Origin of the sequence: Thermococcus sp. LS2 (genome assembly GCF_012027375.1) — an archaeon.
In the GTDB taxonomy this organism is placed as follows: domain Archaea; phylum Methanobacteriota_B; class Thermococci; order Thermococcales; family Thermococcaceae; genus Thermococcus_B.
Map to the genome: position 1 here is coordinate 1 of NZ_SNUI01000043.1, position 225 is coordinate 225.

Below are 225 nucleotides of genomic sequence, written 5' to 3' on the forward strand. Positions count from 1 at the left end.
CCTCAATTGCGTCGTTGATTAATGCAATTTTAGCGTTTTCAACTCTCTTTGGCATTCCTGGGTGAACTCTCTCCTTGTCGATTACAACACCCTTGATGAGCTGACTCTCTTCAACGCTCTCTCCTTCTTTCTTCTCAATTTTAATGTTGTCAATGTCAACCTCAAACTTGCCATCCTTTTTCTCTGCAACTTGCTTAACTGCCTCAACAGCCAACTTAGCCAAGT

At 42.2% G+C, this 225-nt stretch carries 1 protein-coding gene; it reads right to left on the reverse strand.

The annotated features are described in order from the left end of the window. Positions 1–225 (reverse strand): TCP-1/cpn60 chaperonin family protein (locus E3E24_RS12625; protein ID WP_304940806.1); only part of this gene is annotated, 225 nt, incomplete at both ends.